We start from the raw sequence: 26,453 nt of genomic DNA on the forward strand, positions 1-26,453 counted from the left end.
CGCATCGAACGGGAGTGTAGGGGGGAGGGCGGCTGTGCGCAATCCCGTGTTTCGCTCCCCCTCCCGCAGGCGGGAGAGGGGGAAAACCAAGGCTCAGACCACCGTTGCCAGGGCCAGCGTCAGGCCCAGCGCCACCACCGAGATGATGGTTTCGCAGACCGACCAGGTCTTGAACGTCTGCGCCACGGACATGTTGAAGTACTCCTTCACCAGCCAGAAGCCGCCGTCGTTCACGTGCGAGAGGATCAGCGATCCGGCGCCCGTGGAGAGCACCAGCAGTTCCGGGCGGGTGCCCGGCACGCTGGCGGCGATCGGGGCGACGATGCCGGCGGCCGTGGTCATGGCCACCGTGGCCGAGCCCGTGGCGATACGGATCATCACCGCCACCAGCCAGCCCAGCACCAGCACGGACACGTGGGCGCTGGTCGCCACGTCCACGATGGACGTGGAGATGCCCGAGTCGCGCAGGATGCGGCCAAAGCCGCCGCCGGCGCCCACCACCAGCGTGATGATGGCCGTGGGGGCCACGCACTCGTTGGTGAACTTCAGGATCATCTCGCGGCTGAAGCCGCGTGCCTTGCCGAAGGTGTAGAAGCTCACCAGTGCGGCGATCAGCAGCGCCATCACCGAGTTGCCGATCAGCTTCAGGAAGTCGTTGGCGAAGGTCTTCGGCGTGGTGAACAGGTCGGCCCAGCTACCGATCAGCATCAGCATCACCGGCAGCAGGATGGTGAACACCGTGATGCCGAAGCTCGGCAGGGCGTGCGTGGCCTTGACGCCCTCGTCTTCCTCGGTGAACTGCGCGGCCAGCGGGTTCACATCGGGCAGCTTCACGTAGCGGTCCATCAGCTTGGCGAACAGCGGGCCGGCGATGGCGGCCGTGGGCACGCCCACGATCAGCGCGTACATGATGGTCTTGCCGATGTCGGCGCCATAGGCCGTCACGGCCAGCAGCGCAGCCGGGTGGGGCGGGATCAGCCCGTGCACCACGGACAGGCCGGCCACCATCGGAATGCCCACCAGCACCATCGAGGTACCGGTGCGCTTGGCCACGTTGAAGGCGATCGGCACCAGCAGCACGAAGCCGACCTCGAAGAACACCGGCAGGCCGACGATGAACGCGATGGTCACCATGGCCCAGTGCACGTTCTTCTCGCCGAAGAAGTCGATCAGCGTCAGCGCGATGCGCTCGGCGCCGCCCGACTCGGCCATCATCTTGCCGAGCATGGTGCCCAGCCCGATCACCAGCGCGATGTGGCCCAGCGTGCCGCCCACGCCGGCCTCGAACGACTTGATGATGTCGCCCATCGGCATGCCCACGGCAAAGCCGAGCGCGACGGACACTATCACCAGCGTGATGAACGGGTTGAGCTTGAACCTGGCGATCAGTATGACCAGCGCGATCACGGCGATCAGCGCATAAACCAGGAGTGTGGTTCCTGTTACGGCACCCATATTGTCTCCTTGCGCGGGTGCCGTCCGGAGGACGGTCCGCTTCCGCTATGAAAAGGCCGCTATTCCTGTGGGGCTTAGCGGCCGGGTTGATAAATCGGTTGGCTCACCGTGCGGGCTTATGCCGCGGTTTTCCTGTAGGCAATGCAGTCCACTTCGACCTTGCAGTCCACCACCATGCTGGACTGCACGCAGGCGCGGGCCGGCGGGTTGGCGCCGAAGTATTCCTTGAAGATCTTGTTGAACGAGGTGAAGTCGCGGGCGTCGTCCAGCCAGACGCCGCAGCGCACCACGTGCTCGGGGCCGTAGCCGGCCTCGGCCAGGATCGCCAGCACGTTCTTGATGGCCTGGTGGCTCTGCGCCACGATGCCGCCGTCGATCACCTCGCCGCCCACCATCGGCACCTGGCCGGATACGTAGAGCCAGCCGTCGGCGGCTACCGCGCGGGCGAACGGCATGTGCGAACCGCCCTGGCCCGTGCCGCCTTCCACGCCGAAACGCTTGATGTCCATGAAAACTCCTGTTTACTGAATGATGAAAGGGGTCAGGCCGTGGCGCGGGGGCCGCGCGGCAGGAAGCGGCCGGCGCGCACGCCGGTGGCCTCGCGCTGCTGCCACGACAGCTCGCCGTTGACCCAGACCGCCGCGATGCCCTCGGCGGGCTGCATGGGGTCGGTGAAGCTGGCGGCGTCCCGGATCGTGGCGGCGTCGAACAGGACCAGGTCGGCCCAGTAGCCTTCGCGCACGAAGCCGCGCCCGGTCAGCCCGAAGCGCTCGGCGGAGAGGCCGGTCATCTTGTTGACGGCCACGCTCAGCGGAAATAGCTCGCGGTCGCGCGCGTAGTGGCCCAGCACGCGCGGAAACGCGCCCCAGAGACGAGGGTGCGGCAGCGGGTCATTGGGCAGGCCGTCGGAGCCGACCACCGTGGCCGGATGGCGCAGGATGCGGTCCACATCGGCATCTTCCATGCAGTGGTAGACCGCGCCGGCCGGTTGCAGTCGCCGCGCGGCTTCCTCCAGATCGACATTCCACTCGGCGGCGATGTCGGCCAGCAGGCGGCCGCCCATGGCCGGGTGCGACTCCGACCACGTGACCTGGATGTCGAAATCGCTGGTCACCTGCTTGAGGTCGAGCGTGGACGAGCTGGCCGTGTACGGATAGCAGTCGCAGCCCACCGGCTGCCAGCGCTGGGCGCCTTCCAGCGCGTCCAGCACCTCGCCGCTGCGGCCCCAGTTGGGCACGCCGGCGCATTTCAGGTGCGAGATGACCACCGGCACGCGCGCATGGCGGCCGATGCGGAAGGCTTCGTCCATGGCGTCGAGGATCTCGGCGAACTCGCTGCGCAGGTGGGTGGCGTAGAGCGCGCCGGCGTCCGCGAGTGGCTCCGCCAGGGCGAGGACTTCCTCGGTCGGCGCGCAGAAGGCGTTGGCGTAGGCCAGCCCGGTGGAGAGGCCCAGGGCGCCGTGGGTCAGGGCTTCCTCCAACTGCGCGCGCATCGCGGCGGTCTCGTCGGGGGTGGCGGCGCGGTCGAGCCGGTCCATATGGTTGCTGCGCAGGGCCGTGTGGCCGACCAGCGCGGCCACATTGACGGCCGGCTGCGCCGCGTTGACGGCCTCGACATAGGCCTGGAAGCTCGGGTAGCGAAACGCCTCGGCGCGGCCCAGCAGGTTCATCGGATCGGGCGGATCGCCCGCCAGCGTGACCGGCGCCGCGCTGATGCCGCAGTTGCCGACGATCACCGTCGTCACGCCCTGCGAGATCTTCGGCGTCATCTCGGGCTGGCGGACCACGTTGGTGTCGTCGTGCGTGTGGACGTCGATAAAGCCGGGCGAGAGCACCATCCCGTGGCCTTCCACCACGTGGGAGGCGGTGTCCGGGTCGATGGCGCCGGGGGCGTCGATGCGCGTGATGCGGCCGTCGCGGATGCCCACGTCGGCCAGCCGGGGCGCGGCGCCCGAGCCGTCGATCAGGCTCACGAGGCGGATCAGGGTGTCGAACAGGTGTGGCATGGTCAGTCTCCCAGCGGCTGGCGGCTGTCCGGCCCGTCGCTGTCCTGGCTCACGCCGCGGTGGGCGTCGAGCACGTATTTGAGGCGGCGCAGCTTCTCGGCACTCTGTTCCTGCGTCAGCAGGGCCAGGCGCGTGGCGAGCACGTCGAGCACCAGCAGCATTGCGTAGCGCGAGGCCGATGGCTTGAAGATGAAATCCGTCTCCAGCGAGCGCACGGGCAGCAGCACATCGGCACGCGCCGCCAGCGGCGAACCGAGCGCCGTCACGGCGATCAGCCGGGCGCCGTACTCGCGCGCGATGTCGCAGCTGGCCAGCATCTCGGGCATGTTGCCGCTCGCCGAGAACGCCAGGACCACGTCGTCGCGCGTCAGCGTGGCTGCCACCATCTTCTGGAGGACCGCGTCCTGATACGAGGCCACGGGGTGGCCGAGCCGCGCCAGCCGGTAGCGCGCCTCGTCGGCCATGAACGTCGAGCCGCCACCCATGCCAAAAGCGTAGACCATGCGCGCGTCCAGCAACAGCCGCGCGGCGATGCCGATGCGTTCAGGGTCGATCAGCTTGCGATTGACCTCCAGCGTGTTGATGACATCGGCGTGAATGCTTTCTGCCAGCGAGGCGGGCGCCCCGGGCTCCGCCAGCGGCACCGGCTGCAGGAAGCGCGAGCCCACCGCGGTGGCCTGGGCCAGCCGCAGCTTCAGGTCGCGCACATCGCGGCAGCCGATGGCCTTGGCGAAGCGCGTGACACTGGCCTCGCTCACCGCCGCCTTGCGCGCCAGTTCATTGATGCTGGCCGCCGCCGCGCCGGCCAGGTCTTCCAGGATCACCTGGGCGACCTTCTGCTCGGCCAGGCGCAGCGCGGGGCCACGTTCGGCAATGCGGGTCAGGATGTCGAAAGGCGCGGTCATGGCGGGCGGATGCGCGTCCCCCGGCAGGGCTGTCGGGCGAGGCATGTTACTTTATAACAAGGATGAAATATCGTAGTTTCAAGGCTATGATTACGTCAATCAGAATTTTTGCGGGGTGATGACAGCATGCGTGAGACAAAGTATCAGGGTGAATACCAAGCCGGAATCATCGATCCGCTGAACAAGGCGCTGGGCCGGATGGACACCCCGCTGGCCCCCGCAAACGCCAGCCAGGTCGGCTGGAACCTGTTGTGGGAGGACCTGAGCCTGCCCGCGGCTGTGCTCTATGAGGAACGTCTCGCGCACAACCTCACATGGATGCGCCGCTTCATGGGTGAATACGGGGTGCAGCTGGCGCCGCATGGCAAGACCACCATGGCGCCCAAGCTGTTCGCGCGACAGTTGCAGGAAGGTGCCTGGGGCATCACCCTGGCCACCGCGCACCAGACCGCCGCCGCCGCCGCGCATGGTGTGAAACGCGTGCTGATGGCCAACCAGCTGGTTGGCCGCCGCAATATGGAGATCGTGGCGGACCTGCTGCGCGATCCTTCCTTCGAATTCTTCTCGCTCGTCGATTCAGCGGATCTCGTCGATCAGCTCGGCGCGTTTTTCCGTGCGCGCGGCCAGAAGCTGCAAGTATTGGTGGAACTGGGCGTGGAGGGTGGCCGTACTGGCGTGCGCGACGCCGCCCAGCAGCAGGCCGTGATGGACGCGTTGGCGCGCTGGCCCGACGCGCTCGCGCTGGCCGGCGTGGAAGTCTACGAAGGCGTGCTCCAGCAGGAGGCCGACATCCGCGCCTTCCTGCGGCGCACTGTGGCCGTGACGCGCCAGCTGGCCGCCGAAGGCCGCTTCAGCCGCAGCCCAGTGGTCATGTCGGGCGCGGGCTCGGCCTGGTATGACGTGGTGGCCGAGGAGTTCTCGCGGACCGACATCGGCGCCCCCATCGACATCGTGCTGCGTCCCGGCTGCTACCTGACCCACGACGTGGGCATCTACCGTGCCGCGCAGACGCGCATCCTGGCCAACAACCCCGTGGCGCAGCAGATGCGCGAGGGGCTGCTGCCCGCGCTGCAGCTCTGGGCCTATGTGCAGTCGATTCCCGAGCCGACGCGCGCGATCATCGGCATGGGCAAGCGCGATGCCGCGTTCGACGCCGGCATGCCGATTCCCGCGCGCCTGTACCGGCCCGGCACGGACGCCCCGGTGGACACCCCGGCGCACTGGCAGGTGACCGGCATGATGGACCAGCATGCCTATTTGCAGATTCAGGCTGGCGACGATGTGCGCGTCGGGGATATGATTGCCTTCGACATCTCGCATCCCTGCCTGACGTTCGACAAGTGGCGGCACATCCCCGTGCTGGACGACCAGTTGCGCGTCATCGACATCGTGCAGACGTTCTTCTGAGGGAGACCCTGCGACATGAGCATCGACATTCTTGCCTACGGCGAGCCGCTGGTGGAATTCAACCAGCAGCCCGACGACGCCAGCCGCTACCTGCAAGGCTTTGGCGGCGACACCTCGAACTTCTGCATCGCCGCCGCGCGGCAGGGCGCCACCACCGGCTACATCAGCGCGGTGGGCGCCGACAGCTTCGGCGAGCGCCTGCTGGCCCTCTGGACTACCGAGCGCGTGGATACGCGGCACGTCAGCGTGAATGCGGCGGCGCCCACGGGCGTCTATTTCGTCTCGCACGACAGCCACGGCCACCGTTTCGACTATCTGCGCGAAGGCTCGGCCGCGAGCCGCTACCACCATGACCAGCTGCCGCTGGCGGCGATTGCCCAGGCGCGCTTCCTGCACCTGTCCGGCATCAGCCTGGCCATCAGCACCAGCGCCTGCGACGCCGGGCTGGCCGCGATGGAGCACGCGCGCAAGGGCGGCACGCAGGTGTCGCTCGATACCAACCTGCGGCTGCGGCTGTGGTCGCTGGCCCGCGCGCGCGGCATCATGCGCGAGGCGTTTTCGCTGACCGACGTCTGCCTGCCGAGCTGGGACGACATTACCGTGCTCACGGGGCTGGACGACCGCGATGCCATCGTCGATTACCTGCTCGGCTGCGGCATCGGGCTGGTGGCGCTGAAGCTGGGCGAGGAGGGCAGCTACGTGGCCACGCCCGAGGCGCGCTCGCTGGTGCCGCCGTACCCGGTGCGGCCGCTCGACGCCACCGGCGCGGGCGATTGCTTCGGCGGGAGCTTCATCGCCCGGCTGGCTGCGGGCGCGGATCCGTTCGATGCCGCGCGCTACGCCAACGTGGCGGCTGCGCTGTCCACTACGGGCTACGGCGCGGTCGCGCCGATCCCGCGCGCCGATACCGTGCAGGCGCGCCTGGAACAATCCGTGTCGGTGATTGCCTGACTGGAACCAGACGGGCGTGCTTCGCCCCCCATATTTGCCACCCAACATCGGGACTGTCATGCCAAATCAACCTTCCCCGCTGCTAGAACGACTCGTCAATGTGCCGGTGATTCCGGTGCTGGAATACCACTCGGTGGACGACGCGCTGCACGTCAGCGAGGCGCTCGTCGCCGGCGGCCTGCCGCTGCTGGAGATCACGCTGCGCACGCCGGTCGCCCTGGAGGCCATCCAGGCCGTGGCCAAGGCGCTGCCGCAGGCCGTGGTGGGTGCCGGCACGGTGCTGACCGTGGAACAGCTTCACGCCGTACGCGACGCCGGCGCCCAGTTCGCGGTCTCGCCCGGCCTGACGCGCAAGCTGGCCGATGGCGCGCAAGGCGCGGGCATCACGCTGTTGCCGGGCGTAGCGACTGCCAGCGAGGCCATGGCGGCGCTGGAATCCGGCTTCACCTTCCTGAAGTTCTTCCCGGCCGAGGCAGCCGGCGGCGTGCCGATGCTGAAGTCGCTGTACGGGCCGCTGGCGCAGCTCAAGTTCTGCCCGACCGGCGGGATCGACCTCATCAAGGCCCAGCACTACCTGGCGCTGCCGAACGTGGTGTGCGTGGGCGGCTCGTGGGTCGTGCCCAAGGACGCCGTGGCCGCCAAGGACTGGGGCCGCATCCGCAAGCTGGCCGAGGAAGCCGCACGGCTCTGCAAGGGCTGATCGCCCGACCGCTGGAAAGCGGGGAGTAAAAACTACAAAGCCGATCGGGAATTCATTCCCGGTCGGCTTTTTTAGTCCTCGGAGCGCCCGCTACGGCGCCTCGGCTGGAGAGCGTTTACTTCGCCTTTTCAGCGGAGTTCTCGAGTTTCTGACCGCCCTTCTGCACGTCCTGGCCGACGCCGGCCATGGTGTTGCAACCTGCCAGCAGGGTGGCACACAGTACGCACCAGATCCATCCTTTTTTCACGAGTGGCTCCTTTAGGGATAGTGAGAAGTGGGCACATTCTACCGTCGCCCCAATCGATCTCGATGCAGGATGTGTGCCAATTTGTAAGTAGGAAAACGCTGACAAACGGCTACAAACGGCTGACAAACAGGCCCTCCGGCACCGTGCCCGATCAAGGGCGAAGGCCGGGGCCGAGCAGTTGCCGCGCGCGGTCCACGATGGCCGCGTGGGTCTGCGCCAGCCAGTGCGCGGGGAAGGGCTGGGCGAGCAGATAGCCCTGGACGCTGTCGCAGCCCCAGTCGCGCACGGCCTCCAGCTGGGTGCGCGTCTCCACGCCCTTGGCACAGACCGGTACGCCATGCGCGTGGGCCAGCACGCACGCCGCGCGCAGGTGGGCGGCGATGTCGCCGCTGCGGGTAGCGTGCCCCAGATGGCGCGCATCGAGCGTGACCACATCGGGCCGGGTGATTTCCAGTGCGCGCAGGCTTGCTGCGTTGTCGGTGAAGTCGCTGAGCGCCATGCCGATGCCGGTGTCATGCAGCAGCGTAGCCTTGTGGGCGGTCTCCGGACTGTCCGGCACGATGCTCACCGGCACCTCCACACACAGCCGGCCGGGGCCCACGCCGTAGGCCTCGACGGCCCGGCGCAGCATGTCGATGCTGCCGGGCGACTGCAACTGCGAGCTTGACGCCAGCAGCGTGAAGGGCACCGGCGCCACGGTCTCCGTGGCCCGCATCAGGGGCAGCAGTTGCTGAAGAATCCATTGCCCCATCTCGTCCATCATGCCGAGTGCCTCGACGGCGGGCAGGAAGTCGTGCGGCGCAATGCGGCCCAGCACCGCGTGCTGCCAGCGCAGCCGCACCGTGTAGGCGACGATCTTGGCGGTGGAAAGTAACGCGCGGGGCTGCAGATGCAGGCTCAGTTCGCCCCGGGCGATGGCATGGGGCAGGGCGGCGAGCAGCGGTGCCATGCGCGGGGGCGTGGGCAGGCTGGCGCGGCCAACGCCGTCGCCGCCGCGCCGGTTGATCTGCAGCATGGCGTCGAAGGCCTGCTGCAGGTTGCGTTCGGTGGCGCTGTCGGGGTGATCCATCGCCGCGCCGATGCTGCACGACAGAAACAATTCGAAACCATCGACCAGATAGGGCCGGCCCAGCACGGCTGCAATCGTCATGCTCAGGCAGCCGGGGTCGTCCGTGCCCTCGGGGAGCAGGCAGGCAACGCCGAGATCGGCCGGGCCCAGCCATTGCATCACGGCCGGCATGGTGGCGAGGCTGGCCACCCGCGACTTGACCTCTGCGCGCAGCAGATTGGCGCGCGCCGGACCGAGGGTGTCGCAGGCATGCTGGAAGCGGTCGAGGCGGATGACCAGCACGGCCAGAGGATGGGCCGTGCCGACCTGCGCGCGATGTTCGTCCAGCGCGGCAATGAACACCGCCGGCTGGGCCGCGCGGTTGCCGTCCATGGCTGGTGGCGTGTCGTGAGTGTCCGCGCTCATCAGTGACTCGCGGCGCCGTAGAGGCCGTGGCAGACATCAGCCACCGGCAATACCCGTTTTGCGTTCCCGTTCATGCATTCCATCTTTCGGGGCGCTCTGCTGGCGCCGCTCGATTTTGTTAGCGACTGCGTGGTACTGCGGATGCTGCAAGGCAGATCATACGGCAGCCGCGTAGAACTAGGAGAACGGCTAGGTCCACGTGCACAGTGCGTAACAGCGATGTTTGATTCTGCACAACGAATCGCATGTCGCTACAAAAGTCGTCTTGACCAGTGAGCAGGAATCGCGTTAGGGCGCGGGCAATAAAAAACGGACGCATAAGCGTCCGTTTCGGGGTGAGGCGGGCAGGCGGTCAGCCGGTGGTTTCGGGCTCCGGGCCGTCCTCGGGCGGCACCTGGGAGGCCAGCACCTTGTCGATGCGCTTGCCGTCCATGTCGATGATCTCGAACTTCCAGTCGCCCCATTGCACGCTGTCGGTGGTCTGCGGCAGGCGGCCGAGGAGCAAGAGCAGCATGCCGGACAGCGTGTGGTAGCGCTCCTTGTCTTCCTCGGGCACGGCGCGCAGGCCCAGGCGGTCCTTGAATTCCGGCACCGGGATCATGCCGTCCAGCAGCCACGAGCCATCGTCGCGCTGCACGGCCCACTCGCCACCTGCCTCATCGGGCTTGAACTCGCCGGTAATCGCCTCGATCAGGTCCTGCAGCGTGACCAGACCCAGCACCTCGCCGTATTCGTCGATCACGAAGGCGATCTGGCCGCCGGAGGCACGGAAGTTCTCGAGCAGCTCCATGCCGGTGACGCTTTCCGGCACGAACACGGCCGGCTGGAGCACCGCGGTCAGTTCGGCACGCTCGCCACGGAGGCGGCGGGCCAGCAACTGACGCGCGCTGACCACGCCCAGAATGTCGTGCATGCCACCCCGCACCACGGGGAAGCGCGAGTGGTCCGATTCCTCGATCCGGCGCAGGTTCTCTTCTTCGGAGAGGCCGGCGTCCAGGTAGACCACATCGCCGCGCGGCACCATCAGCGAGGCCAGCTGGCGATCATCGAGCCGGAACACGTTGCGCACCATCGTGTGCTCGTGACGTTCGATGACGCCTGCCTCCGAGCCTTCCACCAGCAGCGCGTGGATTTCTTCCTCGGTCACGGCCGGGCCGCGATCGGTCTTGACACCGAGCAGCCGCAGCACGAGCCGCGTGGAGCCGCCCAGCAGCTTGACGAAYGGTGTGGACGCCGTGGCAAGGAACGAGATCGGGCGCGCCACCGCGCGCGCGATGGCCTCGGGCGCCAACTGGCCGAGCCGCTTCGGCACCAGTTCGCCAAGGACGATCGAGAAATAGGTCAGGCCGGCCACCACGATGGCCGTGGCGGTATAGCCGGCGGTCGTCGGCGACAGGCCCAGGCCCGCGAGCCATTCGCCGAGCGGCGCCGCCAGCGTGGATTCCCCGACCACGCCGTTCAGCACGCCGATGGAAGTAATGCCGATCTGGACGGTGGACAGGAACCGCGTGGGGTCCTCTCCGAGCTTGACGGCCTCTATCGCGCCACGGTCGCCGTTCTCGATCTGCCGCTGCAACCGGGCCTTGCGGGCCGTGACGAGTGCGATCTCGGACATGGCGAACAGGCCGTTAACCAGAATGAGCGCCAGTAATATGGCTATTTCCATCAGGGTGCGCGCCCTATGCGCGCGGGAATTGAAAAGTCAAAGCATACCATCGGCATGTGACCGGACCACTGCGCGGTGGCGCACACGTCACAAGATGATGGCCCGTCCGGTGGACGGTCTTGCACGGCAGCGCAAGCACGGATCATGCCGTCAGCGGCTGGATGTCCCGCTCGATCTTCTCGCCGGCCTTCTCCTGGGCGATGCGCAGGTCGTACGCCGCCTGGAGATTGGCCCAGAACTGTGGCGTCGTGCCGAAGTAGCGGGCGAGCCGCAACGCGGTTTCGGGCGAGATGGCGCGGCGCCCGCGCACGACGTCGTTGATGCGCGGCGCGGGCACGCGCAGGGCAATCGCCAGCGCATTGGCCGAGAGCCCGTGCGGGGCCATGAAGTCCTGGCGCAGGATCTCGCCCGGGTGCACCGGCGCGAGGGGCTCGCCCGTTTCGACGTCCCTGGCATCGAGGCGCTGCAGGTCTTCACGCGTGATGGTCATGCTGGCTCCGGTTGTCGGTGATAGTCCGCAATGTCGACGTCCCATGCTTCGCCGTTCTGAAAACGGAAGCAGATGCGCCACTGGTTGTGAATCTGGATGCTCCATTGGCCCCGCCGCGCGCCACGCAGGGGTTCCAGCCGGTTCGCCGGCGGGGCCTGCATGTCGACCAGCGATGCCGCCGCGTCCAGCAGCCCGAGTTTCCTGAACGCCGTGGCCTGAATATGCCGTGGCAGGGTGTTGACGTACCGGCCGCAGAACAGGGCCGCCGTGGCTTTATTGGCGAACGTCCGGATCATGGATGTCGATGGTATAACGTATTGCATTAAATGGCCAGCATCTAGGATGAGGGTGAACCGTCATCCTAGAAAGCCGCGCGCCATTGCGACATGGGACGAATCTGAAACCTGTGAATCACGATGATTACCTGCGAGGGAATCGTCACGCTTCCCGGCCCATGCTGTAATACCCGCCATGGAATCCCTCACGCCCGGCTCCGAAGCCGCTCTCGATTTCCCCGCCCTGCTGCGCTACTGGCGCGGCAAGCGCGGTTACAGCCAGCTCGCGCTGTCGCTCGCGGCCGGTGTATCGCAGCGCCATATCAGTTTTCTGGAGTCGGGCCGGGCGCGGCCCAGTCGCGAGATGGTGCTGGCGCTGGCAGACCGCCTCGCCGTGCCGCTGCGGCAGCGGAACCGCTTGCTGCTGGCGAGCGGCTTCGCGCCGGCCTATAGCGAACACGCGCTGGCGGCGCCGCCCTTGCACATGGTGCGGCAGGCCATTGCGCTGATCCTGAGCAAGCAGGAGCCCTATCCCGCCGTGGTGCTGGACCGGTTCTGGAATCTGGTGGACGCCAACACCGCGTACCGGCGCATGTTCGGCACGCTGCTGGCGGGGCGCCGGCCCGCTTCGCTCGATGAGGATGGCCGGCGCATCAACCTGATGCTGACCGTGTTCGACCCGGACGGCCTCTGGCCGATGATCGAGAACGCGCAGCAGGTGGGCCGCTACCTCGTGCGCCGGGTCTGGCAGGCGTTGCAGGCGCAGGCGCACGATGAGGTGGCGCGTGAGATGTTTCGCCGCATCGCCGCATGRCATCCAGACATGGTGGGGCCCGGCGGCGAGCTGCTGGCGGATGAGGATGACCCCGAGGCGGACGGCGCGCCGCCGCCGGTCTTGCCCGTGATCGTCCAGGCTGGACGGTTCCGCGCGTCGCTGTTCTCCACCCTGACCACGCTGGGCATTCCGCAGGACGTCACGCTGGAAGAGTTGCGCATCGAGTGTTTCTTCCCGGCCGACGAGGCCACCCGCGACCTGTTTGAGTCTCTGGCCGGCACTCCCGCGCCCGAGCGCGCGCTCGAGTCGTAGTTCAGCCAGAATCGCACGCTCGTGCTAACATCGCCGGGCCGTTGTGGCAGTGCGGAAAACGCCTGCCGCCACGGCGTCGTTACGTCTTCAGGGCGGGGTGAAACTCCCCACCGGCGGTATGTTGCCAGCGTCGTGCATCGATGACGCGAGGCAGCGAGCCCGCGAGCGCCCGCATTCCCGTGCGGGGTCAGCAGACCTGGTGAGAGGCCAGGGCCGACGGTCAGAGTCCGGATGAAAGAAGATGGGCGAAAATCCGCAAGCCGGCCTTGCGCGCGTGGACACGTCCGCCCGCGCGGCGGAGCGTCGTCGTATTTTTGCGGGTTTTCGCTGATCCACCCTGAAACGCCCACTGATCCCTATATATGGAGCGTTTCAATGCTGCACCACACCGAAGTCAATCTCCCGAACGTTAATTCTGGCGCCAACCTTGCCATCGCCGATGCCGATCCGCGCCCGCTGGCCGAGCGCATCGCGCACGCGCTCGAGGCCATGCGTGAGGGCCGTCCCGTCGTGCTGCTCGATGACGACGACCGCGAGAACGAGGCGGACCTGATCCTGTCCGCCGAGCGCCTGACTACGGCCAATATGGCGATGATGATCCGCGAATGCAGCGGCATCGTCTGCCTGTGCCTGACCGAGACCAAGGTCCGCGAACTCGGCCTGCGCCCGATGGTGGAGAACAACCTCAGCCAGTACGGCACCGCCTTCACCGTCTCCATCGAGGCGCGCGAGGGCGTGACCACTGGCGTGAGCGCCGCCGACCGCATCACCACCATCCGCGCGGCCATTGCCGAGGATGCCGGCACGGACGCCGTGGTCAGCCCCGGCCACGTGTTCCCGCTCGTGGCCCGCGACGGCGGCGTGCTGGTGCGGCGCGGCCATACCGAAGGTTCGGTGGACCTCGCGCGGATGGCGGGACTGTCGCCGGCGGCGGTGCTCTGCGAACTGATGAATCCGGACGGCACCATGGCGCGCCGCCCCGAGGCGCTGGCGTTTGCCGAGATGTACCAGTTGCCGGTGCTGACCATCGAAGACCTCGCCGCCTGGCGTGAAATCAACGGCTGAGGGAGCCCGGAAGGGCGCCTCAGGCGCCTTCGGCCCGGCGCGATGACGCAATCTGATGCAGTTTCATCGCGCCAAACGGGCGAATAGGCAGCCTCGCTGTGCGACAATGCGGGCTGCTTTTTTCCCGTCATGACGAGGGCTTCCCGATGTCTGTTCGCGCGTTCCTCCCGCATTTTTCGCGATTTCCCCGATTTCTCGCACGCCTGACCGTCCTGGCTGGCGCGTGCTTCTGCCTGACCGCCCACGCCGGCGGGCAGGCCGATCCCGCCCCGCCGGACCCCCAACGCTGGGTGCCGATGGTGGGCGCCACCGGCATGACCTCCTACTTCGACCAGACTGCCGTGCGCCGTCGCGGCCCCGAGGTGGGCGTCGTGCTGATGCATAACGCCCCAACGGGCGGCGTGATCCGCACCGCCAGCGGCGACGCCATTCGCTCGTCGCTGAAGCGGATGGTGCTGAATTGCGCCACGTCGATGTTCGCGGTGGTGGAGCAGACCCTCTACAGCAAGCGCTACGCGCGCGGCGAATCGCTATATACGATCCGCGCCCCGCAGACGGGCATGCCCCAGCCGATTGCCTCCGGCACCCTCGCCGGGGAGCTGATGAGCCGGCTCTGCCGCTGAGGCCAACCGCCACGGGCTAAGGCCGCTCGTCAATAGCGGTCCCGTTTTCCGCCGCGACACGCTATGCTTCGCCTCACGTCCACACGAGGGGGCAGGCATGGCGCACGCATGGCGGCAGGTGGCATGGTTCTGGCTGACGACTATTGGACTGGTCGGCATCTTCTGTGGATGGGTGCACGCGGCTTCAGCGCCGGCCGCACCATCCTCTCCTCCGGCGGCCGCCACGGCCGCAGCCCAGTCCACGCCCGTGGAACTGCGGCTGATGAACCGGCCCGTCGCCACCCTGCGCGGCACCCTGGGCGGCGCCGGCCCCGCCACCCGCGCCGAGCGGGCCGAAACCACGTTCGACAACCTGAGCGAGTCAGAGCTGGGGCTGCCACTGAGCCAGTTGAGCGGCACGCTCGGCGATGTCAGCGGCGTGGCCTTCCGCCTTGGCGACCGCGTGCTCTTCGCCCTGGTCGAAGGCGATCTCGATCCTACCGATGGCCTGACGATCGAAGTGGCAGCCGCCCAGACGCGCGCGCGGCTCCAGGCCGTTATCGACGCCCGCCGGGCCCAGCTCTACTGGCCTAACCTGCTGCGCGGGGCCTTGTTGTCGCTGGGCAGCCTGGCGCTGATGGTCGGGTTGATCTGGGGCATTGGCCGCGCCCGCAGCCGCATGCGCGGCGCACTGCAACACGCGCTGGACGTTCATCTGCAACAGCGCAGCGGCAGCCAGTTCGACTGGACCGGCGCGGTCTACCAGCTCGTCAGCCGCATCGTCCAGATCCTGGCGGTGGGCTCGGTCATCGCGCTGGGCTTCCTCTGGCTCCAGTTCGCGCTCGAGCAGTTTCCGCTGACCGAACCGCTCGGCGACCGCATGGGCGCCTTCTTCCTTGGCCTGCTGCGGCATATCGGCGTGTCGATCGTGGAGTCGATCCCGGGGCTGGTCACGGTGGTGGTCATCCTGCTGATCACCCGCGCGATCCAGCGGCTGGTCGGCAATATCTTTGTCGCCGTGCAGAAGGGGCAGATCACGGTGCCGGGCATGCACCCGGAAACGGCCGGCGCCACGCGGCGGCTGGCCAGCGTGCTGGTCTGGGCGCTCGGGTTCACCTTCGCCTATCCCTATATCCCCGGCTCTCAGAGCGACGTGTTCAAGGGCCTGTCCGTGCTGATCGGCTTCATGATCACGCTGGGCTCGGCCAATATCGTCAACCAGATCATGAGCGGGATGGTGGTGGTCTATTCGCGCGCGCTGCGCCGGGGGGACATGGTCAGCATTGGCGATACGGTGGGCACGGTGATCGGGCTGGACGCGCTGTCGGTCAAGGTCGTCAACCTGCGCAACGAGGAGGTGACGCTGCCGAACGCAGTGGTGGTGGGCAGCGCCATCCACAACTTCTCGCGCCATGGCGCCACGCGCGACCCTGGCACCGCCGAGCAGGGCGCGATGGTGTCCACTTCGGTCACCATCGGCTATGACACGCCGTGGCGGCAGGTCCACGCAATGCTGCTGGAAGCCGCCGCCCACGCCACCCACGTGGTGGCGGCGCCCACGCCGTTCGTGCTCCAGCGCGGGCTATCGGATTTCTACGTCGAATATGAGCTGTTCACGGCGATCGACAATCCGCGCAATCGCTTTTTTGCGCTGTCGGCACTGCACGCGGCCATCCAGGATGTGTTCAACACCCACGGCGTGCAGATCATGTCGCCCCATTTCATCGACCAGCCGGGCCAGAGCGTGGTGGTACCGCAGGCCCGCTGGTTCGAGGCGCCGGGCCATGCCGAGGTGGACCCGGCCGCGCACCCGCATCGCCGGGCCACGCGGCCGTGAGTGCAACCTCGGCCAGCTTCGGACTTACTCCGCCACGTGGCGGGCCTTCCAGGCGCCGTTGGACTGCTTGCAGAACCAGCCCGACCACGCTTCGGTGGCGCTGCCGCGCTGCAGTTCGGACTTCAGGCGCCGGCACTTTTGGCCCTTGTCTTCCTTGGTGGTGACGGGCGTGATGGTGCCGAGGATGGCGGCGCGCTTGCCGGCGCCCGGGTAGTTCCAGGTCACGCTTTCGTTGTCGGGGCCGCCGTCGAGGATCTTGCGCACGGTCTGTTGCAGCGAGGCGGCTTCCTTCTGGTTCAGCGTGCCGATGATGCTGCCGGACAGGTAGTTGTCGAAGTAGGCGAGGGCGGGCTGGGCGGTGCCAAGCAGCAGGGCGCAGCCAAGGCTGGCGGCAAGCGCCAGTCGAAGATGGGAACGGCGAAGGGTACCCCGGGCGTGCATGACGATTCCTCGTGAGAATGGATGACGAGGCGATTGTAAGCGCGCCCAGGCCGCTTGGGGGCATCGCGATGCTTCCCGAGACACTTGGCGCCCCGGTGCGGCGCAGCATCGCCTCCGCCGCAGTGCGGTTTGACACCGTGCCGCCGCTGACCTAGCGTGGATTGCCATGTGTCCGCGCAGCCATCCGGGCGCGGCACGGTCATGGGCCGGACGCTGGGGCGAACCCTGCCCATATCCCGGAAACGCTTGTCCCAAGCGGCTTTGGAGCTACCGCTTGAACATTTTGTTGCAAACGTTGCGCCAGCGAAACGTGACTTTTAAGTCTCGAATTGTTATGGTTTCGCATCGCAATGCAACAAATCCGTTACGGACCGGTCGATACCGATCCCGACTGAATCGGATCCGACGCCTGGTCCGTCTCTTGCTCTGGAGACCTGCGACCGACAGTCGGACGCACGCTGAAACGTCTGTTGAACACTTTCGATCCGCGCCGACGTGCCGGGTCGCCATCCATCCATTTTCCGGCCTTCATGACCGCAACCACCTCGCCGTTCCGCCCCATCCACGCCCCGACCGATGCGCCCGCGCGCCGCTTATCCGGGATGCTGGGAGGGCTGGGACGCTGGCTGGGGGGCGGGGTGCTGGCCGTGGCGGCGCTGTCCGCGCATGCGTTCGACTTCGAGACCGTCGCCGCCAAGGCCCGCCAGTTGTCGGGCGCGCCCTACAAGCCGGCGCCGCAGAACCTGCCGACCGAGCTGAAGGATCTGAGCTACGAGCGCTATCGCGAGATCGAATACAAGCCGGAGCGCTTTGCCTGGCGCGGCGCGCGACTGCCGTTCGAGGTTTCGTTCTACCACGAGGGCATGGTGTTCGATCAGCCCGTGCGCATCAACGAGGTGGTGGGCAACAGCGTGCGCGAGTTCCGCTTCGACCCGGGCGCGTTCAACTACGGCTCGCACAAGGTGGATGCGGCCAAGCTCAAGGGACTCGGCTTTGCCGGTTTCCGCCTGCTATACCCGCTGAACCAGGGCAAGCGCAAGGACGAACTGGCCTCGTTCCTGGGCGCCAGCTACTTCCGCGCGCTGGGCAAGGACCAGTGGTATGGCCTGTCGGCCCGCGGGCTGGCTGTGGACACGGCACTGAATTCGGGCGAGGAATTTCCGCGTTTCGTCGAATACTGGATCGAGCGGCCGTCCGCCAACGACAAGCAGGTGACGATCTACGCGCTGATGGATTCGCGCCGCATGAGCGGGGCGTACCGCTTCGTGATCAAGCCGGGCAACGAGACGGTGATGGAAGTGAAGTCGCGCCTGTTCCTGCGCGAAAACGTGACCAAGCTCGGTCTGGCCCCGCTGACCAGCATGTACCTGTATGGCGAAAACCAGCCGTCCGCCAATGCGGACTTCCGACCCGAGGTGCATGACTCGGACGGCCTGTCCGTGCAACTGGGTACCGGGGAGTGGGTCTGGCGCCCGCTGGTCAATCCCAAGCGGCTGCTGGTGACGTCGTTCGCGGCGACCAACCCGCAGGGCTACGGCCTGATGCAGCGCGACCGCACGTTCGACAATTACCAGGAGCTGGGCGCGTGGTACGAGCGCCGGCCAAGCGGCTGGGTGGAGCCCAAGGGCAAYTGGGGCKCSGGCCGYGTGGAGYTGGTGCARATYCCGACSCCGGACGARACCAACGACAACATCGTRGCSTTCTGGGTGCCGGACAACCCSCCCAAGCCCMRGCAGGCCTTCGACTATGAATACCGCCTGAAATGGCAGAAGGATGGCGAGAACCTGCCGCCGCTGTCGTGGGTCACGCAGACCCGGCGCGGCCAGGGGCTGACCCGCAAGCAGGACGACACGAGTTTCTCGCTGACCGTGGATTTCGAAGGCCCGGCCTTCAAGAAGCTGGCCGAGGATGCGCGGCTGGACCCCGTGATCTCGGCGGACGCCAACGGCGAACTGCTGAAGACCTCGGTCCGCCGCAACGAAGCCACGGGCGGCTGGCGCATGACGCTGTTCATGCGCCGCAAGGACGAGACAAAGCCGGTTGAGTTGCGCGGCTATCTTCGCAACGGCAATACAACCCTATCCGAGACATGGAGCTACATCATTCCCCCCGGCTAAAGCATCGCCCGGCCCAGGCGGCAGCATGCGAGCGCTATGTCGACCGCCTGCCTGCCTCGCCCGAGCTGCGCAGCGAACTGCTGGCCGACACCCCCATGCCGCCGGTGACCTCCGTGCCCGCCGAGGGCATCGAGGTGCCTTCCGCAATGATCGAACTGCAGACCCGCCTGGCCCGCCGCGACCCCAAGGAGCGCGAGGGCGATGAGGCCGCTGTCACCGCCACGCCCGGCGGTCCGACCTACGCCTCGGTGCCGCGCCGCCTGACGATGGCCTACGGCAATCCGCAGGTGGACGGCGAGCCGCTGCTGCAGCGCCGCGACGATGGCACCGTGCGCGTGGATACCGGGCCGAAGCCCGAGCGCGCGTCGATGGTGCCGCGCCAGTGGCCACCCCATGTGGTGAGCGGCTGGCTGCGCAATACCTGGCACAAGATGATGGGCCGCCCGCCCGTGCCCGAGACCTGGGACACCCTGCACGATGGCCCCGACGCCGAGGGCAAGTGGCATCCCGCCGGCTCGCATCGCCGCTGGTTCCTGCTGGGGCTGGTGGTTGCCCAGACCACAGTGGCCACGTACTTCATGGCCAAGGTGCTGCCGTACCACGGCGCCGATCCGCTCGAAGTGGCCATCCTGGCCCTGTTCGCGATCCTGTTCTCGTGGGTGTCCGCCGGGTTCTGGACGGCGATGATGGGCTTCCTGGTGCTGGCCAAGGGCGGCGACCGCCATCTGATCTCGCGCAGCGCCGCGCCGGACGCGCCAATCGATCCATCCGCCCGCACGGCGGTGATCATGCCGATTGCCAACGAGGATGTGACGCGCGTCTTCGCCGGGCTGCGGGCGACGTATGAGTCGCTCGAACGTTCGGGCGACCTCGCCCACTTCGATTTCTTCGTCCTCTCTGACAGCGGCAACCCCGACCTGCGCACCGCCGAGCACGATGCCTGGATGGAAATCTGCCGCGCCGTGGGCGGCTTCGGCCGTATCTTCTACCGCTGGCGCCGCCATCGCGTGAAGCGCAAGACCGGCAACGTGGCCGACTTCTGCCGCCGCTGGGGCAGCAAGTATCGCTACATGATCGTGCTCGACGCCGACAGCGTGATGAGCGGCGAATGCCTGGGCACGCTGACGCGCCTGATGGAAGCCAACCCCGGCGCCGGGATCATCCAGACCGCGCCGCTGGCGGTGGGACGGGACACGCTCTATGCGCGGGTGCAGCAATTCTCGACGCGCGTCTACGGCCCGCTGTTCACGGCCGGCCTGCATTACTGGCAGCTCGGTGAGTCCCACTACTGGGGCCACAACGCGATCATCCGCATCAAGCCGTTCATGGAGCATTGCGCGCTGGCGCCGTTGCCGGGCAAGGGGCCGCTGTCGGGCGAGATCCTGTCGCACGACTTCGTCGAAGCCGCGCTGATGCGCCGGGCAGGGTGGGGCGTGTGGATTGCCTACGACCTGCCGGGCTCGTTCGAGGAACTGCCGCCGAACCTGCTGGATGAGGTGAAGCGCGACCGCCGCTGGTGCCAGGGCAACCTGATGAACTTCCGGCTCTGGATGAAGCAGGGTTTCCACATGGTGCACCGCGCCGTGTTCCTGACCGGGATCATGGCCTACCTGTCGGCGCCGCTCTGGTTCCTGTTCCTGCTGCTGTCCACCGCCGCGCTGGCCAAGCACGCGCTGGTGCCGCCCGAGTACTTCACGCAGCAATACCAGCTGTTCCCGACCTGGCCCGAGTGGCACCCGGAGAAGGCGCTCGCGCTGTTCTCGGCCACGGCCACGCTGCTGTTCCTGCCGAAGCTGGCCAGCGTGATCCTGCTGCTCAAGGACGCGCGGCAGTACGGCGGCCCGGTGCGGCTCATCGTCAGCATGCTGCTGGAAATGCTGATGTCGGCGCTGCTGGCACCCACGCGGATGCTGTTCCACACCAAGTTCGTGGTCGCGGCGTACAGCGGCTGGGGCATTTCGTGGAAGTCGCCCCCGCGCGAGGATGCCGAGACCTCCTGGGGTGAGGCGTTCCGCCGCCACGGCTGGCACACGGTGCTGGGCCTGGTCTGGGGCGCGGGCGTGTACTGGCTGAGCCCGGGCTTCATCTGGTGGCTGCTGCCGATTGTCGGTTCGCTGGCGCTCTCGATTCCGCTGTCGGTGCTGCTCTCGCGCGTGACGCTGGGCCGGGCCATGCGCCGCGCCGGGCTGTTCGTGATTCCCGAGGAAGCCAATGTGCCGCGCGAGATCGTGGAAACCCAGCAGCACGTGGAGGCGGCACAGGACGTGCCGGGCTTCGTCGATGCCGTGGTGGACCCGGTGACCAATGCGCTGATGTGCGCCACGGCCACCGCCCGCAAGGTGCAGCCCACGCCCACGCGCCTGCAGCATGGCACGCTGGTGCAGCATGCGCTGACGCATGGTCCGCAATCGCTGTCGGCGGCGCAGAAGCATGTGCTGCTCGGCGATCCGTTCGCACTCTCCAAGCTGCACGAACTGGTCTGGGGCTCGCCCCTGGCCGATGCAGCGTGGAAGGAGACGCGCGTGCTGATGCGCCGCGCCGCCAACGTGCTGCCGCTGCGGCCGCGCGCGGCCTGATCAACGACTCAAGCCGCGCGCAAAGCCAAAACGGCAGGTCAGCCTAGGGAAGGCTGACCTGCCGTTTTTTTCGTCCTGTCGTTTTAAACCGTTGTATCGGGGGAGGGGTGGGTCTTATCTCAGGGCCGACACGCAGATCGGCGCATTGATATAGACATCGCCCACGCGGCGCTCGCCGCGGTCCTTGCGGGTCATGTAGCGGAACATCATGCTGACGCCAAGCTTGGTCAGAATTTCCACGTCGCGGTTGGCGCAGATGTTACGTTGCAGCGGCGCGGCGTAGTTGACCTCGAAGCTGGCCAGGTCAAGCATCGGCCCGCGATAGTTGGTCAACTCCAGCTGGAAGAGCACATGCTTGCCCGGCACCGACTGGCAGCGGCGCAGGCGCGTCTCGCCATCGATCTCGATCGGCAGGGCATCGTTGAGCTGGCGGCAGGCGCGGGCCAGCACGCCGTCGGGGCGGCTGGTGTTGCGGAGCAGTTCGGGAACGCCGGCGCCGCCGGTGTTCTGCCCGGTGGCGGCACCCTTGAGCATGCGCGACAACGCGTCGGCTTCATCCACCACAGGCACGGGAGCGGGTGCCGGCGCGGAAGCCGTGACCGGCGCCCTGACCGGCGCGGCCCACGCGGGCAACGGCGGCAGGGTTGCCATGGCAACCAGGCTCAGCGAAACAATAATCGGCGTTTGTCGTATGGTCATGCGGGCTAGCGTTGCCGGGGACGGCTCCCGTGACCCGTCTCCCGCTGTGCGTCCGACTACGCGGTCGGCGCAACATCCGTGCCGACAGGCAGGCATTGTACCCTCCACCCCCGTGCATGCGAAAGCCACGCCACACCGAAAGCACGCTTTGTAACCTGTGCAACAATTGCGCCTTGTCTTCGGAACCGTTTCATGACTGCCAGCCCTCGCGCCTCCACATCTGCTCCACGTTTTCCCCTCTGGCTGTTGATCTGCGCGTCGCTGACCGCGTTGGCGCCCCTGTCCATCGACATGTATCTGCCGAGCTTTCCGGCGCTCGCGGCAGACCTCCACACCGAGATCGGGCAGGTGCAACTGACGCTGGGCACCTTCCTGGTCGGGCTGGCGATCGGGCAGGCGTTCTATGGTCCGATCAGCGACCGCTACGGCCGCAAGGCGCCTCTCTATATAGGACTGACGTTGTACGGCGCCGCCGCTGCCGGCTGCGCGCTGGCCGGTAGCGTGGAGTCCCTGATGCTGTGGCGCTTCCTGGAGGCGCTTGGCGGCTGCACCGGCCTGGTGGTGTCGCGCGCCGTGATCCGGGACCGGCTCGAGGCCAAGGATTCGGCGCGGGCGTTTTCTTCCTTGATGCTGGTGATGGGCCTGGCGCCGATCCTCGCGCCGCTGATCGGCGGGGCCGTCCTCTCTGCCCTGGGCTGGCGCGCGATTTTCTGGATCCATTGTGGCGCGGCCGTGCTGATCCTTTGGTTCGTTCACGCACGGATGGAGGAGTCGCTCGATCCGGCGCACCGCCGCACGCTGCACCCGGGCACCGTCTTGCGCAACTACTGGGAGCTGCTGCGCGACCGCGAATTCCTGGGCTACTCGCTGGCGGCCGGCTGCGTGCAGGCAGGCATGTTCGCCTATATCGCCGGTTCGCCGTTCGTGCTGATCGAGTTGCATGGCATCGACCCCTCGCACTATGGCTTCGTGTTCGGGGCGAACGCGTTCGGGCTGATCGCGATGTCCCAGATCAATACGCGCCTGGTGCGTGCGCGCTCGCTCGACGCCGTGCTGGGCATGGCCCTGTACGCGCCGCTGCTGGCCGGCCTGATGCTGGCCGTCGCGGCGCTGGCGGGCATGGCCGTGCTGCCGGTGCTGCTGGTCGGCTTCTTCGTCTTTCTGGCGGGTATGGGGTGCATCACGCCGAATGCGTCGGCGCTGGCGTTGGCGCACCAGAGCCATCGCGCGGGCACCGCGTCCGCGCTGATGGGCACGCTGCAGTTCGGATTTGGCACGCTGGCTGGCGCCGCCGTCAGCGTATGGCACGACGGTACCGCGCTGCCACTGGCCGTGGTGATGGCGGTGTGCGGCTGCAGCGCGGTCCTGCTGCGGCGCTACGGGCGGGCCGGCGCGGCCGTGCCCGCCTGATCAGGCGGCCTGGTTGGCGGGCGTCGCCGGCGCCATCGGCATGGCCGGCGCGGGCTGCATGACCACCATCTGCGCCGGCATCGGGGCGGCAAATCCGGCTTGGCCAAAACTCTCGCGAATCACGCGGTTGGTATCGAAATAGACCTGCCAGTAGTGATCGTTATGGCAGTACGGCCGCACGGCGAGCACCGGGCCGACCAGCGTGAACTCGAGGATCTCCACGTCGACAGGCGGTTCGGCCAGTACGTTGGGAATCGCGCCGATGCGCTCCTTGAGCAGTGCCACGGCGGCCATCGCGTCAGTCGAGCCGGCCAGCTGCGCCTTCAGTTCCACGCGCCGGTAGGCATTGGCGGTGAAATTCTGGATGGTGTCCGAGAAGATCTTGTTGTTGCCGACTACGGTCAGCACGTTGTCCGGCGTGTCGAGCGTGGTGGCGAACAGGCCGATCTCCCTGACTGTGCCGGTCACGCCGCCGATGGTCACGAAATCGCCCACCTTGAACGGCCGCAGCACCACGAGGAAGGCGCCGGCCGCGAAATTCGCCATCAGCCCCGACCACGCCATGCCGATGGCCACGCCAGCCGCCGCAATCAGCGCCGCGAAGGTGGTGGTCTGGATGCCGAAGTAGCCGAGGATGCCGATCACCAGCACCACGTTGAGGGTGACGGTGACGATGGAGCCGACGTAGCGCAGCAGCGTGGGGTCCACCTTCTGCCGGGCCAGCGAGTTCTGGACCAGCCGGACGACGAAATGGATCAGCCAGCGGCCGATCACCCAGAAGGCCAGCGCGGCCAGGATCTTGACGCCGAACACGGTGGCGTAACCGACGATCAACTCGCGAAAGCTCTGCAACGAAGAGGTATCCATGGGGCATGCTCCTGTTAGGCAAGGGCATTATTGGCCTCGTCGCGGGCAAGTTCAAGTTAATAATTTCGCGAAAATCCGCCGTTCGATATGCGCAAATAACAAAGCGGCCGGAACGCTGTCCGGCCGCTTTCTCCCAGTCCCAACAAGGGTGGATTACCAGTTGGTCTCGCGCTCCGGGGTGGCCGAAATGCGGTGCAGGGTCAGGTCCGCGCCATTGAACTCGGCTTCGGCATCCAGTCGTATTCCGACGAATTTCTTCAGTGCACCGTAGACTACCGTGCCGCCCACCAGCGCGATGACGATGCCGAGCGCCGTGCCGATCAGCTGCGCGACCAGCGACACCCCGCCCATGCCGCCGAGCGCATGGGTGCCGAAGATGCCCGCCGCGATGCCGCCCCAGGCGCCGCACAAGCCGTGCAGCGGCCAGACGCCCAGCACGTCATCGATATGCCACTTGTTCTGGGCCAGCGTAAACAAATAGACGAACAGCACGCCGGCCACCGCGCCGGTGATCAGCGCGCCGAGCGGATGCATGAGGTCCGAGCCGGCGCACACGGCCACCAGCCCGGCCAGCGGGCCGTTGTAGGCGAAGCCGGGGTCGTTGCGGCCGGCCCACCACGCCGCCAGCGTGCCGCCGGCCATCGCCATCAGCGAATTGATGGCCACCAGGCCGCTGATCTTGTCCACGGTCTGGGCGCTCATCACATTGAAGCCGAACCAGCCCACCGCCAGCACCCAGGCGCCGAGCGCCAGGAAGGGGATGTTCGAGGGCGGATGCGCGCTGATGCGGCCGTCCTTCGAGTACCGGCCGCGCCGGGCGCCCAGCAGCAACACGGCGGGCAGGGCGATCCAGCCGCCCACGGCATGCACGACGACCGAGCCTGCGAAATCGTGAAACGGCGAGCCCGCAACCGAGGCGATCCAGTCCTGGATGCCGAAGCGGTTGTTCCAGGCGATGCCTTCGAAGAACGGGTAGACAAAACCGACCAGGATGAATGTGGCGACCAGTTGCGGATTGAATCGCGAGCGCTCCGCAATGCCTCCCGAAATAATCGCCGGAATGGCCGCCGCAAATGTGGCGAGGAAGAAGAATTTCACCAGTTCATATCCGCTCTTTTGTGCCAGGACTTCGGCACCGGACATGAATTGCACCCCGTACGCCACCGTATAACCGACAAAAAAGTAAGCAATCGTGGAAACGGCAAAATCAACAAGGATTTTCACCAGTGCATTCACCTGGTTTTTCTTGCGCACCGTGCCGAGTTCCAGGAATGCAAATCCCGCGTGCATGGCGAGTACCAGGATGGCGCCGAGCAGGATGAACATCGCATCGGCGCCCGTTTTCCAGTTTTCCATTGCTACCTCAATGCTCAAAATGGGAGCACGAGTATGCAAAATCCGTTCCAGACAGCGATGCAAAATGGGGAAAATAGCGCCGAGGCGGTGCGTGGCGCACTGGTGTGGCGTTTCCGGGCGAGTTGTCGGATCAACTATTGCGCGCAGCGGCTGCGCCGCCGTACGAGCCACGCCTCATTATGGATCGCCATGCGCCAAAAGCGGGCGTATAGCGCGCGCGGTGCGATCCAGAATGGTGCGTCCTCGCCCGGGGGGAGGCCGACGAAGCGCGGCCCCGTGCATGTGCGCCGCACGATACGTGTCGGGCTGAAAAAGTGACGATTCCATTTGGGGAAAAGAGGGGTAAAACCCCCGCTAAGTCTTGCCAGAGAACGTTTTCCGGCCGTTTTCGTTGCTTCGGTGCCACTGGGGATTGCCCAAGGCGCAAAGGGCAGATTAGACTGCGCCGATCGGTAATTTGCCGGCAGGCAGATGTCCGGTGACGACGACCAACAAGGGAAATCTAGCCATGAATAAAGGTGAACTGGTATCGGCCATCGCCGCGGAAGCAGAACTCAGCAACGCCGCCGCCGAGCGCGCGCTGAACGCCGCGCTGGACAGTATCAAAAAGGCAGTGGCCAAGGGGGACTCGGTCACCCTGGTGGGGTTTGGTAGCTTCAGCTCGGGCAAGCGTGCTGCCCGTACCGGCCGCAATCCGCGCACCGGCGAAACGATCAAGATCCCGGCCGCCAAGACGGTGAAGTTTTCCGCCGGCCAGGGTTTCAAGGACGCCGTGAACAAGAAGAAGTAAGCAAGTTCGCGTTCTTGAAAGTAAGGAAAGC

At 66.9% G+C, this 26,453-nt stretch carries 24 protein-coding genes and 1 riboswitch; of the genes, 11 read left to right on the forward strand and 13 right to left on the reverse strand.

Features of this window, described 5'->3' with window-relative positions:
• Positions 1-93: 93 nt before the first annotated feature.
• The 4 genes from AC1DEL_RS21200 to AC1DEL_RS21215 form a co-directional block, all read right to left on the reverse strand.
• A complete protein-coding gene (locus AC1DEL_RS21200) occupies positions 94-1,455 on the reverse strand; it encodes a GntP family permease (RefSeq protein WP_092296719.1) in 1,362 nt (453 codons plus the stop codon).
• Between the two features lie 116 nt (positions 1,456-1,571).
• Complete coding sequence (locus tag AC1DEL_RS21205; protein ID WP_477110565.1) at positions 1,572-1,964, reverse strand: RidA family protein; 393 nt, start codon at positions 1,962-1,964, stop codon at positions 1,572-1,574.
• Positions 1,965-1,996: 32 nt separating this feature from the next.
• On the reverse strand, positions 1,997-3,460 hold the full coding sequence (locus AC1DEL_RS21210) for an N-acyl-D-amino-acid deacylase family protein (protein WP_092296713.1): 1,464 nt from the start codon (positions 3,458-3,460) through the stop codon (positions 1,997-1,999).
• A gap of 2 nt (positions 3,461-3,462) precedes the next feature.
• Complete coding sequence (locus tag AC1DEL_RS21215) at positions 3,463-4,365, reverse strand: MurR/RpiR family transcriptional regulator (protein ID WP_441593273.1); 903 nt, start codon at positions 4,363-4,365, stop codon at positions 3,463-3,465.
• 126 nt (positions 4,366-4,491) lie between these two features.
• Here AC1DEL_RS21215 and AC1DEL_RS21220 point away from each other — a divergent pair, with 126 nt between their 5' ends.
• Genes AC1DEL_RS21220 through AC1DEL_RS21230 form a run of 3 tightly spaced genes read left to right on the forward strand, consistent with a single transcriptional unit; the run spans position 4,492 to position 7,423 of the window.
• On the forward strand, positions 4,492-5,772 hold the full coding sequence (locus AC1DEL_RS21220) for an amino acid deaminase (RefSeq protein ID WP_092296707.1): 1,281 nt from the start codon (positions 4,492-4,494) through the stop codon (positions 5,770-5,772).
• Between the two features lie 15 nt (positions 5,773-5,787).
• Positions 5,788-6,723 carry a sugar kinase gene (locus AC1DEL_RS21225; protein WP_441593269.1) on the forward strand — a complete coding sequence of 312 codons (936 nt, stop codon included), beginning with the start codon at positions 5,788-5,790 and terminating at the stop codon, positions 6,721-6,723.
• Between the two features lie 58 nt (positions 6,724-6,781).
• Positions 6,782-7,423, forward strand: a complete 642-nt coding sequence (locus AC1DEL_RS21230; RefSeq protein ID WP_092296701.1) for a bifunctional 4-hydroxy-2-oxoglutarate aldolase/2-dehydro-3-deoxy-phosphogluconate aldolase — start codon at positions 6,782-6,784, stop codon at positions 7,421-7,423.
• Positions 7,424-7,538: 115 nt separating this feature from the next.
• Here AC1DEL_RS21230 and AC1DEL_RS21235 read toward each other — a convergent pair whose 3' ends face one another.
• The 5 genes from AC1DEL_RS21235 to AC1DEL_RS21255 all read right to left on the reverse strand — a co-directional run bounded on the left by AC1DEL_RS21235 (position 7,539) and on the right by AC1DEL_RS21255 (position 11,596).
• Complete coding sequence (locus AC1DEL_RS21235) at positions 7,539-7,670, reverse strand: entericidin A/B family lipoprotein (protein ID WP_092296698.1); 132 nt, start codon at positions 7,668-7,670, stop codon at positions 7,539-7,541.
• A gap of 151 nt (positions 7,671-7,821) precedes the next feature.
• On the reverse strand, positions 7,822-9,144 hold the full coding sequence (locus AC1DEL_RS21240; RefSeq protein WP_441593266.1) for a GGDEF domain-containing protein: 1,323 nt from the start codon (positions 9,142-9,144) through the stop codon (positions 7,822-7,824).
• Positions 9,145-9,496: 352 nt separating this feature from the next.
• Positions 9,497-10,810 carry a hemolysin family protein gene (locus AC1DEL_RS21245; protein WP_092296692.1) on the reverse strand — a complete coding sequence of 438 codons (1,314 nt, stop codon included), beginning with the start codon at positions 10,808-10,810 and terminating at the stop codon, positions 9,497-9,499.
• 142 nt (positions 10,811-10,952) lie between these two features.
• Positions 10,953-11,300 carry a HigA family addiction module antitoxin gene (locus AC1DEL_RS21250; protein WP_477126190.1) on the reverse strand — a complete coding sequence of 116 codons (348 nt, stop codon included), beginning with the start codon at positions 11,298-11,300 and terminating at the stop codon, positions 10,953-10,955.
• Entirely contained in the window at positions 11,297-11,596 is a 300-nt protein-coding gene (locus AC1DEL_RS21255) for a type II toxin-antitoxin system RelE/ParE family toxin (RefSeq protein WP_092296686.1), read from the reverse strand. Before AC1DEL_RS21255 ends, AC1DEL_RS21250 begins: the two co-directional genes overlap by 4 nt.
• Before the next feature lie 175 nt (positions 11,597-11,771).
• Here AC1DEL_RS21255 and AC1DEL_RS21260 point away from each other — a divergent pair, with 175 nt between their 5' ends.
• The 4 genes from AC1DEL_RS21260 to AC1DEL_RS21275 all read left to right on the forward strand — a co-directional run bounded on the left by AC1DEL_RS21260 (position 11,772) and on the right by AC1DEL_RS21275 (position 16,166).
• The gene (locus tag AC1DEL_RS21260; RefSeq protein WP_477159175.1) at positions 11,772-12,662 is read left to right on the forward strand and encodes a helix-turn-helix domain-containing protein; all 891 of its coding nucleotides are present in this window, start codon (positions 11,772-11,774) and stop codon (positions 12,660-12,662) included.
• A 79-nt stretch (positions 12,663-12,741) separates the two neighbouring features.
• Positions 12,742-12,909: riboswitch (FMN riboswitch) on the forward strand.
• A gap of 128 nt (positions 12,910-13,037) precedes the next feature.
• Positions 13,038-13,727 carry a 3,4-dihydroxy-2-butanone-4-phosphate synthase gene (gene ribB / locus AC1DEL_RS21265; protein ID WP_092296680.1) on the forward strand — a complete coding sequence of 230 codons (690 nt, stop codon included), beginning with the start codon at positions 13,038-13,040 and terminating at the stop codon, positions 13,725-13,727.
• Positions 13,728-13,873: 146 nt separating this feature from the next.
• Positions 13,874-14,350, forward strand: coding sequence for a surface-adhesin E family protein (locus tag AC1DEL_RS21270; protein ID WP_092296677.1), 477 nt, complete (start codon positions 13,874-13,876; stop codon positions 14,348-14,350).
• A gap of 97 nt (positions 14,351-14,447) precedes the next feature.
• On the forward strand, positions 14,448-16,166 hold the full coding sequence (locus tag AC1DEL_RS21275; protein ID WP_092296674.1) for a mechanosensitive ion channel family protein: 1,719 nt from the start codon (positions 14,448-14,450) through the stop codon (positions 16,164-16,166).
• Positions 16,167-16,190: 24 nt separating this feature from the next.
• Here AC1DEL_RS21275 and AC1DEL_RS21280 read toward each other — a convergent pair whose 3' ends face one another.
• Positions 16,191-16,607, reverse strand: coding sequence for an RT0821/Lpp0805 family surface protein (locus tag AC1DEL_RS21280; protein ID WP_092296671.1), 417 nt, complete (start codon positions 16,605-16,607; stop codon positions 16,191-16,193).
• A gap of 602 nt (positions 16,608-17,209) precedes the next feature.
• On the opposite strand from AC1DEL_RS21280, the gene AC1DEL_RS21285 reads away from it, so the two are divergent.
• Together AC1DEL_RS21285 and mdoH are read left to right on the forward strand one after the other, a co-directional pair.
• Positions 17,210-18,724, forward strand: a complete 1,515-nt coding sequence (locus AC1DEL_RS21285) for a glucan biosynthesis protein G (protein WP_477159178.1) — start codon at positions 17,210-17,212, stop codon at positions 18,722-18,724.
• Positions 18,697-21,300, forward strand: coding sequence for a glucans biosynthesis glucosyltransferase MdoH (mdoH, locus tag AC1DEL_RS21290; protein ID WP_477126191.1), 2,604 nt, complete (start codon positions 18,697-18,699; stop codon positions 21,298-21,300). The genes AC1DEL_RS21285 and mdoH overlap by 28 nt, the downstream gene beginning before the upstream one ends.
• 114 nt (positions 21,301-21,414) lie before the next feature.
• On the opposite strand, the gene AC1DEL_RS21295 is transcribed toward mdoH, so the two are convergent.
• Positions 21,415-21,951 (reverse strand): hypothetical protein, encoded by a 537-nt coding sequence (locus tag AC1DEL_RS21295; protein WP_477105487.1) that lies wholly within the window; start codon positions 21,949-21,951, stop codon positions 21,415-21,417.
• Positions 21,952-22,191: 240 nt separating this feature from the next.
• Here AC1DEL_RS21295 and AC1DEL_RS21300 point away from each other — a divergent pair, with 240 nt between their 5' ends.
• Positions 22,192-23,409 (forward strand): Bcr/CflA family multidrug efflux MFS transporter, encoded by a 1,218-nt coding sequence (locus tag AC1DEL_RS21300; RefSeq protein ID WP_092296662.1) that lies wholly within the window; start codon positions 22,192-22,194, stop codon positions 23,407-23,409.
• Here the strand turns inward: AC1DEL_RS21300 and AC1DEL_RS21305 are convergent, their stop codons facing one another.
• Together AC1DEL_RS21305 and AC1DEL_RS21310 are read right to left on the reverse strand one after the other, a co-directional pair.
• Positions 23,410-24,276 (reverse strand): mechanosensitive ion channel family protein, encoded by an 867-nt coding sequence (locus AC1DEL_RS21305; protein ID WP_092296659.1) that lies wholly within the window; start codon positions 24,274-24,276, stop codon positions 23,410-23,412.
• 153 nt (positions 24,277-24,429) lie between these two features.
• The gene (locus tag AC1DEL_RS21310; RefSeq protein ID WP_441593334.1) at positions 24,430-25,632 is read right to left on the reverse strand and encodes an ammonium transporter; all 1,203 of its coding nucleotides are present in this window, start codon (positions 25,630-25,632) and stop codon (positions 24,430-24,432) included.
• A gap of 508 nt (positions 25,633-26,140) precedes the next feature.
• Between AC1DEL_RS21310 and AC1DEL_RS21315 the strand changes: the two genes are divergently transcribed.
• Positions 26,141-26,422: an HU family DNA-binding protein gene (locus tag AC1DEL_RS21315; RefSeq protein ID WP_008651272.1), complete on the forward strand. Its 282-nt coding sequence runs from the start codon at positions 26,141-26,143 to the stop codon at positions 26,420-26,422.
• Positions 26,423-26,453: the final 31 nt, after the last annotated feature.

The sequence above is a fragment of the Cupriavidus sp. 10L43_2 genome (genome assembly GCF_056395265.1).

What these genes read in the sequence shown, in the direction of transcription:
- AC1DEL_RS21270 (WP_092296677.1), top strand. Translation starts at nt 13,874, where the DNA reads ATGTCTGTTCGCGCGTTCCTCCCGCATTTTTCGCGATTTCCCCGATTT.
- AC1DEL_RS21305 (WP_092296659.1), bottom strand. Translation starts at nt 24,276, where the DNA reads ATGGATACCTCTTCGTTGCAGAGCTTTCGCGAGTTGATCGTCGGTTAC.
- AC1DEL_RS21220 (WP_092296707.1), top strand. Translation starts at nt 4,492, where the DNA reads ATGCGTGAGACAAAGTATCAGGGTGAATACCAAGCCGGAATCATCGAT.
- AC1DEL_RS21250 (WP_477126190.1), bottom strand. Translation starts at nt 11,300, where the DNA reads ATGACCATCACGCGTGAAGACCTGCAGCGCCTCGATGCCAGGGACGTC.
- mdoH (WP_477126191.1), top strand. Translation starts at nt 18,697, where the DNA reads ATGGAGCTACATCATTCCCCCCGGCTAAAGCATCGCCCGGCCCAGGCG.
- AC1DEL_RS21230 (WP_092296701.1), top strand. Translation starts at nt 6,782, where the DNA reads ATGCCAAATCAACCTTCCCCGCTGCTAGAACGACTCGTCAATGTGCCG.
- AC1DEL_RS21210 (WP_092296713.1), bottom strand. Translation starts at nt 3,460, where the DNA reads ATGCCACACCTGTTCGACACCCTGATCCGCCTCGTGAGCCTGATCGAC.
- AC1DEL_RS21240 (WP_441593266.1), bottom strand. Translation starts at nt 9,144, where the DNA reads ATGAGCGCGGACACTCACGACACGCCACCAGCCATGGACGGCAACCGC.
- AC1DEL_RS21205 (WP_477110565.1), bottom strand. Translation starts at nt 1,964, where the DNA reads ATGGACATCAAGCGTTTCGGCGTGGAAGGCGGCACGGGCCAGGGCGGT.
- AC1DEL_RS21310 (WP_441593334.1), bottom strand. Translation starts at nt 25,632, where the DNA reads ATGGAAAACTGGAAAACGGGCGCCGATGCGATGTTCATCCTGCTCGGC.
- AC1DEL_RS21280 (WP_092296671.1), bottom strand. Translation starts at nt 16,607, where the DNA reads ATGCACGCCCGGGGTACCCTTCGCCGTTCCCATCTTCGACTGGCGCTT.
- AC1DEL_RS21225 (WP_441593269.1), top strand. Translation starts at nt 5,788, where the DNA reads ATGAGCATCGACATTCTTGCCTACGGCGAGCCGCTGGTGGAATTCAAC.
- AC1DEL_RS21200 (WP_092296719.1), bottom strand. Translation starts at nt 1,455, where the DNA reads ATGGGTGCCGTAACAGGAACCACACTCCTGGTTTATGCGCTGATCGCC.
- AC1DEL_RS21255 (WP_092296686.1), bottom strand. Translation starts at nt 11,596, where the DNA reads ATGATCCGGACGTTCGCCAATAAAGCCACGGCGGCCCTGTTCTGCGGC.
- AC1DEL_RS21275 (WP_092296674.1), top strand. Translation starts at nt 14,448, where the DNA reads ATGGCGCACGCATGGCGGCAGGTGGCATGGTTCTGGCTGACGACTATT.
- AC1DEL_RS21295 (WP_477105487.1), bottom strand. Translation starts at nt 21,951, where the DNA reads ATGGCAACCCTGCCGCCGTTGCCCGCGTGGGCCGCGCCGGTCAGGGCG.
- AC1DEL_RS21300 (WP_092296662.1), top strand. Translation starts at nt 22,192, where the DNA reads ATGACTGCCAGCCCTCGCGCCTCCACATCTGCTCCACGTTTTCCCCTC.
- AC1DEL_RS21315 (WP_008651272.1), top strand. Translation starts at nt 26,141, where the DNA reads ATGAATAAAGGTGAACTGGTATCGGCCATCGCCGCGGAAGCAGAACTC.
- ribB (WP_092296680.1), top strand. Translation starts at nt 13,038, where the DNA reads ATGCTGCACCACACCGAAGTCAATCTCCCGAACGTTAATTCTGGCGCC.
- AC1DEL_RS21215 (WP_441593273.1), bottom strand. Translation starts at nt 4,365, where the DNA reads ATGACCGCGCCTTTCGACATCCTGACCCGCATTGCCGAACGTGGCCCC.